This is a genomic window from Bacillus sp. NPDC060175, from assembly GCF_042728695.1.
Classification (GTDB): Bacteria; Bacillota; Bacilli; order Bacillales; family Bacillaceae_G; genus Bacillus_A.
In genome coordinates this window covers 1-8,320 of the sequence record NZ_JBHWYR010000127.1, presented here as the reverse complement: position 1 = coordinate 8,320, position 8,320 = coordinate 1, and the positions used below count along the sequence as shown (strand labels likewise).

Annotated in this window: 7 protein-coding genes, 2 pseudogenes and 1 other annotated feature; of the genes and pseudogenes, 8 read left to right on the top strand and 1 reads right to left on the bottom strand. The window is 32.4% G+C overall.

Annotated features, from left to right (window positions below; all coding sequences use genetic code 11):
- Window positions 1-173: 173 nt before the first annotated feature.
- From ACFWDE_RS28950 to ACFWDE_RS28915, 8 genes and pseudogenes are all read left to right on the top strand, one after another.
- Window positions 174-2,312 (top strand): penicillin-binding protein, encoded by a 2,139-nt coding sequence (locus ACFWDE_RS28950; RefSeq protein ID WP_377896202.1) that lies wholly within the window; start codon window positions 174-176, stop codon window positions 2,310-2,312.
- 172 nt (window positions 2,313-2,484) lie between these two features.
- Window positions 2,485-2,742 (top strand) — a binding site (T-box leader).
- A 67-nt stretch (window positions 2,743-2,809) separates the two neighbouring features.
- Window positions 2,810-4,048 (top strand): MFS transporter, encoded by a 1,239-nt coding sequence (locus ACFWDE_RS28945; RefSeq protein ID WP_377896201.1) that lies wholly within the window; start codon window positions 2,810-2,812, stop codon window positions 4,046-4,048.
- A 154-nt stretch (window positions 4,049-4,202) separates the two neighbouring features.
- Window positions 4,203-4,436 (top strand): annotated as a pseudogene (locus ACFWDE_RS28940) (penicillin-binding protein); the annotation flags it as partial.
- 4 nt (window positions 4,437-4,440) lie between these two features.
- Complete coding sequence (locus ACFWDE_RS28935) at window positions 4,441-5,034, top strand: GNAT family N-acetyltransferase (protein WP_377896200.1); 594 nt, start codon at window positions 4,441-4,443, stop codon at window positions 5,032-5,034.
- Window positions 5,035-5,229: 195 nt separating this feature from the next.
- Window positions 5,230-5,439 (top strand): annotated as a pseudogene (locus tag ACFWDE_RS28930) (VanZ family protein); the annotation flags it as partial.
- A gap of 219 nt (window positions 5,440-5,658) precedes the next feature.
- Window positions 5,659-6,114, top strand: coding sequence for a CcdC protein domain-containing protein (locus tag ACFWDE_RS28925; protein ID WP_264540902.1), 456 nt, complete (start codon window positions 5,659-5,661; stop codon window positions 6,112-6,114).
- 80 nt (window positions 6,115-6,194) lie between these two features.
- The gene (locus tag ACFWDE_RS28920) at window positions 6,195-6,701 is read left to right on the top strand and encodes a DUF3189 family protein (protein ID WP_377896198.1); all 507 of its coding nucleotides are present in this window, start codon (window positions 6,195-6,197) and stop codon (window positions 6,699-6,701) included.
- A 197-nt stretch (window positions 6,702-6,898) separates the two neighbouring features.
- The gene (locus ACFWDE_RS28915; RefSeq protein ID WP_002127627.1) at window positions 6,899-7,705 is read left to right on the top strand and encodes a DegV family protein; all 807 of its coding nucleotides are present in this window, start codon (window positions 6,899-6,901) and stop codon (window positions 7,703-7,705) included.
- 32 nt (window positions 7,706-7,737) lie between these two features.
- Here the strand turns inward: ACFWDE_RS28915 and ACFWDE_RS28910 are convergent, their stop codons facing one another.
- Entirely contained in the window at window positions 7,738-8,055 is a 318-nt protein-coding gene (locus ACFWDE_RS28910) for a TM2 domain-containing protein (RefSeq protein WP_377896197.1), read from the bottom strand.
- Between the last annotated feature and the right edge of the window lie 265 nt (window positions 8,056-8,320).

Here is an 8,320-nt window from a genome sequence, read left to right as displayed (position 1 = left end):
TTTTTATTTTAAAAATATAAATGAATAAAAAACAAATAGGAACATAGCTAGTTTTCTTATAGTTATAGAGGAATTAGTAAAAAAACTTCGAAAAATATAGTATCTAATATAATAAAGAACATATTTAGTAGCGCATCTTTGCATTAATACATTGGAAAAGAAAGGAGATAAGTATGCATAAATTTCAAACGAATAAAGGCGCTCGATATATGATGGTTGCTTTTATTGTTTTGTTTCTTACTATGCTTTTACGTATATTTTATATTCAAGCAGTAGGAGTCGTGCATAATGTTAATGTAAAAGATCTTGCGAATGAACAACAAAACAAAAATGGAGTTCTTGAAGCAAATCGCGGGACAATTTATGATCAAAACGGTAAAGTATTAGTCCAAGACTCAACGACATATCGCATCGTTGTAAACTTAAAAGGAAAAGATAAATTAAAAGATAAAGAAGATACTGCACAACGTTTAGCAGATGCGCTTGAAGTTGATAAAGAGGAGATCACGAAAAATTTTCATGAAGGACGTACGCAAGTTGAAATTGGTAAAATTGGACGTAACCTATCTAGAGAAGCGAAGGAAGAAATTAATAATTTGAAAATACCAGGTGTATCGTTTAGAACAGAAAAAGCCAGAGTATACCCAAATGAAGATTTCGCTTCGTATATACTTGGTTTTGCAAGACCAGACGATAAAGGTAATGCGAAGGGAAAGTTTGGGCTTGAAGAAAGTTTGGATAAATATTTACGCTCTACAAACGGAAATGTAGAATATGTAGGTTCACGAAAAGGTATCCCACTTACAAATGATATAGGAAAAGTAGAACCTGCTAAAAATGGAAATAACGTATATCTTACGCTTGATAAACAAATTAATAGTTTTTTAGAAGACGCGATGAATAAAGCGGAGCAACACTATGATCCTTCTATGTTAGTAGGAATTATTGCGGATCCAAAAACAGGTAAGATTTTAGCAATGTCTAGTAAGCCTAGTTATAATCCTAACAAAGGAGACATTGAATATTTTTTAAACGATCCAATTGCGAATGCATTCGAACCAGGGTCTACAATGAAAGTTTTTACATTAGCTGCTGCAATTAATGAAGGTGTATATAACGGGAAAGAATATTTCCAATCAGGAAAATACGCAGTCGGTTCAGCAGAAATTAAAGACCACAATGGCGGATACGGATGGGGTTCTATTACATTTGATGAAGGGTTTGAACGGTCATCGAATGTTGCTTTTTCTATTTTAGAAGACCAGTTACTGAAACCAAATAAATTCAAGCAATATATGAATAAATTTGGTTTCAATCAAAAAACAGGGATAGATTTACCTGGAGAAAGTAAAAATACATTATTGTTAAATACTCAAATTCAACAAGTTACTACTTCTTTCGGCCAAGGCTCAACTATAACTCCTATTCAAATCGTACAAGCGGCCACAGCAATTGCAAATGACGGAAAAATGATGCAACCTTATATTGTTGATAAGGTTGTAAATCCAACAAATAAACAAGTTATTATGGAAAATCAACCTAAAGAAATAGGGAATCCGATTAAAAAAGAAACTGCAGATAAGGTAAGGAGCTTAATGGAGCGAGTTATTACTTCATCAAAAGGAACGGGAACGATGTATAAAATTGATGGTTATCCGATTGGTGGTAAAACAGGAACAGCGCAAATTCCGAATCCTGAAAATGGACGATATATGGAAGGGAAAGATAATTATATTTTTTCATTCTTAGGAATGGCTCCAATTGATGATCCAGAATTAGTCGTATATTTAGCCATTAAGCAACCTAAATTAAAAGGGAATGAATACGGTGCTCAGCCTCTTGCTGAAATTTTTAAACCAGTTATGAAAAACAGTCTAGAATATTTAAAAGTGAAACCATATACAGAAAAACAAATGACAGATGCAACGAAACAATCCCAATTAAAGGTACAAAATTATGAAAATCAATCGATGGTTACAGTAGAAAAAAGTGCAGAAAAAGAGAAACTTCAGCCAGTAATATTAGGAGAAGGAAAGCTAATAAAACAATATCCGCAGTCTGGCGAGGTAATGAGTGAAGGCGATCGTATATTTCTATTGGGGACTAACGCAAAAATGCCAAATTTAAAAGGTTGGTCAATGCGTGATGTTATGTATTTCTCTAAACTATTGAAATTAGATTTAAAAACTTCAGGTACGGGCTATGTAACAAATCAAAGTATTGAAAAAGGACAAGATTTACAAGAAGGTGATACTTTAGAATTAGAATTAGAACCGCCACTACAACCGTTAGCAGAGGCAAATACGAATTAATTCGGACACTTTGAAGGGTCTATATACAATAGGCCTTTTTTAGAGTTTCAAGTAATTTCACGCACCGTAATTTTTAGAAAAAATAATAAATAAGACTATTGATAGCACGACTTTAAATATCTGATTATTCGTTATTTACAGTTAAATAAACATGTGATAATATGAGGGAAAATCAAATGCAGTGAAGAGAAGAGTAAATAAAATGAATTTTTCGCAGAGAGCTCCATTTAGCTGAAAAGGAGTAAAGATTCTTTATTGAACCAAGCCTCTGAGCAGCACATCGGAACCTTTTATGAGGGGATGGTGTGACGGTAGCTCCCGTTATAGAGCTAAGGTATAAGCAATTAATACATGCAGTACCTGACAAGGTTAATATGGTGACATATTAACAAACTAGGGTGGCACCGCGATGATAAATCTCGTCCCTAAGACTAAAAAGTCTTGGGGGGTGGGATTTTTTTATTGTTTTAAAACAATTTAGAGAGCGGGTGCCTAAAGTGAAAAAAATACTTGAAGATTGGAAATATCCTTTATTACTACTGTCCGGAGTTGGTATTGCAAATTTAGGTGCATGGATTTACTTAATAGCACTTAATGTACTTGTCTATAATATGGGCGGCTCAGCTTTAGCGGTTGCTACTTTATATGTAATTAAACCATTTGCGACCTTATTTACAAACGCTTGGTCAGGAAGTATGATAGATCGTTTAAATAAACGAAAGTTAATGATTCACCTCGATATATACCGAGCAGTATTTATCGCCATTTTACCCTTGGTTCCATCCCTTTGGATTGTCTATCTCTTAGTATTTTTTATAAGCACGGCCAGTGCAATTTATGAACCAACTGCTATGACATATATGACGAAATTAATTCCAGTAGAGCAAAGACAACGTTTCAACTCACTACGTAGTTTAATAGGATCTGGTGCATCTTTAATTGGACCGGCGGTAGCGGGCATATTGTTAATAGCGAGTACACCAGAGTTTGCAATATATTTGAATGCTTTAGCGTTTCTTTTATCAGGGTTAATCACATTACTTTTACCTAATCTGGATAAAAAATATGATTCGCATACATCAAGTGATAAATTATCTCTAGCCGTACTAAAAAAAGATTGGAACATAGTTTTAAATTTTAGTAGAAAGTCTTTGTATGTCGTATGTGTGTACTTCTTATTTCAGGGAATGATTGTATTAGCTACCGCGAATGATTCTCTTGAACTATCATTTGCGAAAGAAGTTTTATTGTTAACAGATAGTGAGTATGGCTTTTTAGTTAGTATTGCTGGAGCCGGTTATATTTTAGGAGCCATTACAAATACAATTTTATCAAAAAAATTAGCACCCTCACTTCTAATTGGAATAGGATCATTATTCATCGCTATCGGTTATTTGATTTATGCCTTTTCAAACGGATTTATAATAGCTGCTATCGGATTCTTTATTTTATCTTTCTCTATGGCATATGCGTATACGGGGTATTACACATTTTATCAAAATAATGTTCCTGTTGATTTGATGGGACGGATCGGAAGTATTTATGGGCTTGTTATTGCGACAATAACCATTTTTATAACGATACTGTTCGGCGTTGCAACTCAATTCATTTCTATTCAGACTGTAGTCATTGTAGGAGTAGTTGTAATGCTACTTATTACTATTATATTGTGTGCGTTTACCTTATTACCTTCAAGGTCCAAGGTATATTCAACTGAATCAATAGATTCGAAATAATTGTTCTTTCTTTTACAGTTAATAGCACGTAATAAGAGGGTTCTTCCATCTATATATTGAAAAATAATTAGGTGGAGGAACATTATTGGAATATGAGGGTCGCATGATCAATACAAAGGATGTGGTTGAGATAATTGTGAAATTAAACCAATAGTATACGAAGTTACTTTTTACCCCTCACATTTTGGTGAATACTCAGTCTTACGATTATGGAATATGGATTGAGGAAAAACAAAACGATATTTTTAAATATTATAGAATGGGCTATGACCCAGGCGTCAGTTTTCGTTCAGCTGTATATCCAGACCTAGGAATTACATTGGTTATTGTTTCAAATAAAGGATCAGGTCCTGAAAAATTAATGGCAGAAATAGAAGGAGCTTTTTGATTACATGGATATAAAAATTCGGGCATATAAAAAAGAAGATGAAACAGGCTGGGTACGTTGTCGTGCATTATCTTTTTTAGATACAGCATATTTTGATAACGTATTTAGAGAAAAAGAAAAATATGAAAATCCTGCTATTGAATTAGTAGCTGTATACGAAAATCAAATAGTGGGGTTAATAGATATTGAATACGAATTAGAAGAACGTACTGTTTGTTCAAGAGGAACTGGTCTTGGCGGCATGATTTGGCATATTGCAGTTCATCCGGATTTCCGTAGAATGAAAATTGGTAATCAACTATTAAATGAGGCAGAAAAGTTAGCTGAAGAACTTAAATTAAATCGATTGGAAGCATGGACTAGGGACGATTTATGGGTTCAACGCTGGTATGAAAATAATAATTTTGTAAACGTAGATTCGTATTTACATGTATATTCTGATCAAACGAATGAAATAAAAGATGTGATAGAAAGTAATATGAAACAGTTATATCCGGTTCAAACATTTTCTCATTATACAGGTGAAAATAAAGAAGAGATAAGAAAACAATTTAAACGGGTTCATGATTGCATCTGCTTTGAAAAGTATTTTAGTTAATGAGGTAAGTGATAAATTGAAAACCTTCATTTTATTTACAAAATGAAGGTTTTCTTAAATGGACTGTAATTCTATACAGATAAAAATCAAATTATACGCACGTAAATGTTTCAGTTGGATATTTAAGTTGTAATTCATATTGATATACATATAAGAATAATGATATGTAGTTTTAATATTGATCTGAAGGATGTGTTAGCAGTTTGCATTGAATTATTACAATTAATTGAGTCGTTATTTAGTGGATGGGGACGCATTACCGATATTGATGATGTAATCTGTAACGTTCTAGGCTCTATTCTTGGATTTTCTATTTATAAAACTACTTTAAAACTAGCTGCTAAATTTAACATTCAAGTATTAGATAAAGCTAATTCTAAAGGTGTAGAATCTATTGATAACTAAAAGTTTAAACGAGTTCATGGATGTACTTGTTTTGAATAAAGGTACTAAAAGACGTACGAGTAAAAAATACGTCTTTTTACTTTTATAAATAATGCTTAAGACTGATGGAAGATTACATTCCATATTTTACAATTAAAAGTAGCTATTGTATTTCAAGTATGGAATAAAGAAAGGAGAATATAATTTTTAAAGGGAAACGTGTAAATAGGGGGGATTTAATTGGATATTATCGTTGTTATTCTTATTATCGTTTTAATGCAAGGTAAAGAACGTAAAGTGAAAATCAATCGTATTTGGCTCGTTCCAGCTTTATTGTGCTATGTAACAATTCAGTCCATTGTTCACATGGAGCAAGTAACTTTATTGCAAGGACTTCTTTTCGTTGCAATGCTTGGAATTGGAGTGGCCCTTGGAATTATTAGGGGGAAAGCTTTAACATTTCGGTTAGATAGTGAAACAGGTCATGTATTACGAAAAGGAAATTGGTTAAGTACAATTATTCTCCTTGTTATTTTAGGTGCAAAAATCGTGATTAAGCAAAGTATGTTTTCTGGCAGTACGCACTCCACATTGATGGTTGTAACGAATGCGTTCCTCTGTATCACATTAGGTACAGTAATTAGTAGACGATATTATATTTGGAAAAAATATAATGAATTAACACAAAAAGTATAAATCAATTCATCCCTTGTTTAACAATCTTTTGAATGGTGATACTAATTAACATTGAACTTTTTACAATAAGGGATGATATTATGATTTTTATCTATACAGATTTCGGTGGAACACATACAACCTCGCTAGCTGCAGCTTATCATTTAAATAAATTACCAACGGATCGGAAGTTAACAAAAGAAGAAATTTTAAATGTGGAGTATTTTAATAAATTGAAAACAGAAGATATGGGGAAAATTATTTTTCATGGACAAGATGAATATGGGAATCCCGTATATACAATTGGATGCGGGGCATCAAAGGTCGTTGTACCTGCGATGAAGCATTTAGGCGAGATTCTACAAAAACATTATCAAAACCAGGATAAGATTATTTTTTCTAATACATCACCAACAGTTCCATTGCCAATGACTTTAGGCGGTTTGTTTTCTAGAAGATTTCATATTGATTTTATTGGTGTACCGTTACTCGTATGGGGAGCAAAAATTTGCTGTGATAACATCCAGCGGCTTGTCAATTATACGAAAGAAGCGGGGCGAATGACGAATGATTATGTTGTTATTTTAGATAACGAAACATTTAAGTAATGTAATATTAAAAGAAGACCGGAAAAATTTGTGGTTTTCTTTTTTTATGACAAATAGACAAAAAACATTCACATTTATTATACATCTACTATAGCCAAAATAATAAAGTCCTGTTACTATTACAGGGGATATCCTCTTTTCGTAAGATGAATATATAGAAAAGTCAGAAAAGAGGAACAGAATAAGGGAGGAACAACATGAAGCGTGTTGCTTGGTTTACTGATAGTACAACTGCGAGTTTTACAACAGATGGTGATAACTTTGTTATCCCAATTGAAGTTATTATTGATGGAGTGTCTTATAAGGATTGTGAAGAAGGAGTTCATAAACGTCTTTATGAAGCGTTAAATGACGGAAGAACAGTTACTACTTCGCAACCTAACATAGGGGAAATGGTAGAATTATTTACTAAATGCAAAGAAGAATATGAAGAAGGCTTTGCAGTTGCTATTAGCGGAAAAGTAAGTGGGACCTATCAAAATATGAAGTTAGCTGCTGATATGGCAGGTTTCCCTTTAACTGTATTAGATAGTGAAACGACAAGTTATCCAATGGATGAACTTTTGAGAAAAGCTAAAACGTTATACAATGATGGTATGACTTTACAAGATATACATAAAACATTAGTAGATGAAAAAAGAAGGCCTTTTTATGTATTTCCAAAAAGCTTAAAAGGTTTATATGCAAGTGGTCGAGTAAAGGGAGTTCAATTTTTACTTGGAAGTTTATTAAGTGTCAACTTAATCTTAGAAGTAAAAGGCGGAGAACTTTTACTTGAAAAGAAAGTGCGTAAAATCCAAAAATGTAGAGAATACATTAAAAATGAGCTTGAAAAAGAATTACCAAAAGTACTTCATATGTTCTATGCTAACGATAAAGATGGAGCTGAAGAATGGATTTCAGATATTAAACAAGCATTCCCTGAAATGGATTTCAAGCTTTATCCATTGCCAATTTCATTTGCTGTACATGCAGGTGAAGGTACAATAGCAATTAGTTATTAATAAAAAAAACCTCCAATTGGAGGTTTTTTTTATTAAGATAAGCGAGTAGATGAAGTCATAGTTTTTACTTTTAAAATAATATCACGTTCTAACTCTTCATTTTTCTTACCAATACGACGTCCAATAAAGAATACATCGATTAAAGCCCAAATGCCAAGCCCACCAAGTGTTAAAGTCATTGCGATAGCCATACCGAAATCACGTGCATAATAGCGATGACCTCCAAGCCCTCCTAGGAAAAACCAAATTAAGTAAGCAAGCCCTTTTGATTTTTTATTTTTTTCGAATTCTGAGTTTACAAGTGCCAATTGTTCTGATGATAAATCGTTCTTTAATAATAAATTATCCACTTAAATTCTCCTTGTTATGTAAGATTTTATGAATGCGAATTTTAATATACCATAACTCAAATGAAATTGTAATAACTATATTAAAATATTAAATGATGTACGAATTGAGCTGAGATTTCGAACAATTGTAATAGAATAAATATTTATTTTGAAATTATTTATATTGAGTACTACCCATTAACTTTAACGATAAGAATCTATTTTTTTATATTAAGAATGATATCTCCATACAATATAAAAATAAGTTGTGCTTACAGTAGTATAT

Excerpts from the sequence above, each read along its gene's own strand:
- ACFWDE_RS28920 (WP_377896198.1), top strand. The coding sequence starts at position 6,195 with ATGATTTTTATCTATACAGATTTCGGTGGAACACATACAACCTCGCTA.
- ACFWDE_RS28950 (WP_377896202.1), top strand. The coding sequence starts at position 174 with ATGCATAAATTTCAAACGAATAAAGGCGCTCGATATATGATGGTTGCT.
- ACFWDE_RS28915 (WP_002127627.1), top strand. The coding sequence starts at position 6,899 with ATGAAGCGTGTTGCTTGGTTTACTGATAGTACAACTGCGAGTTTTACA.
- ACFWDE_RS28935 (WP_377896200.1), top strand. The coding sequence starts at position 4,441 with ATGGATATAAAAATTCGGGCATATAAAAAAGAAGATGAAACAGGCTGG.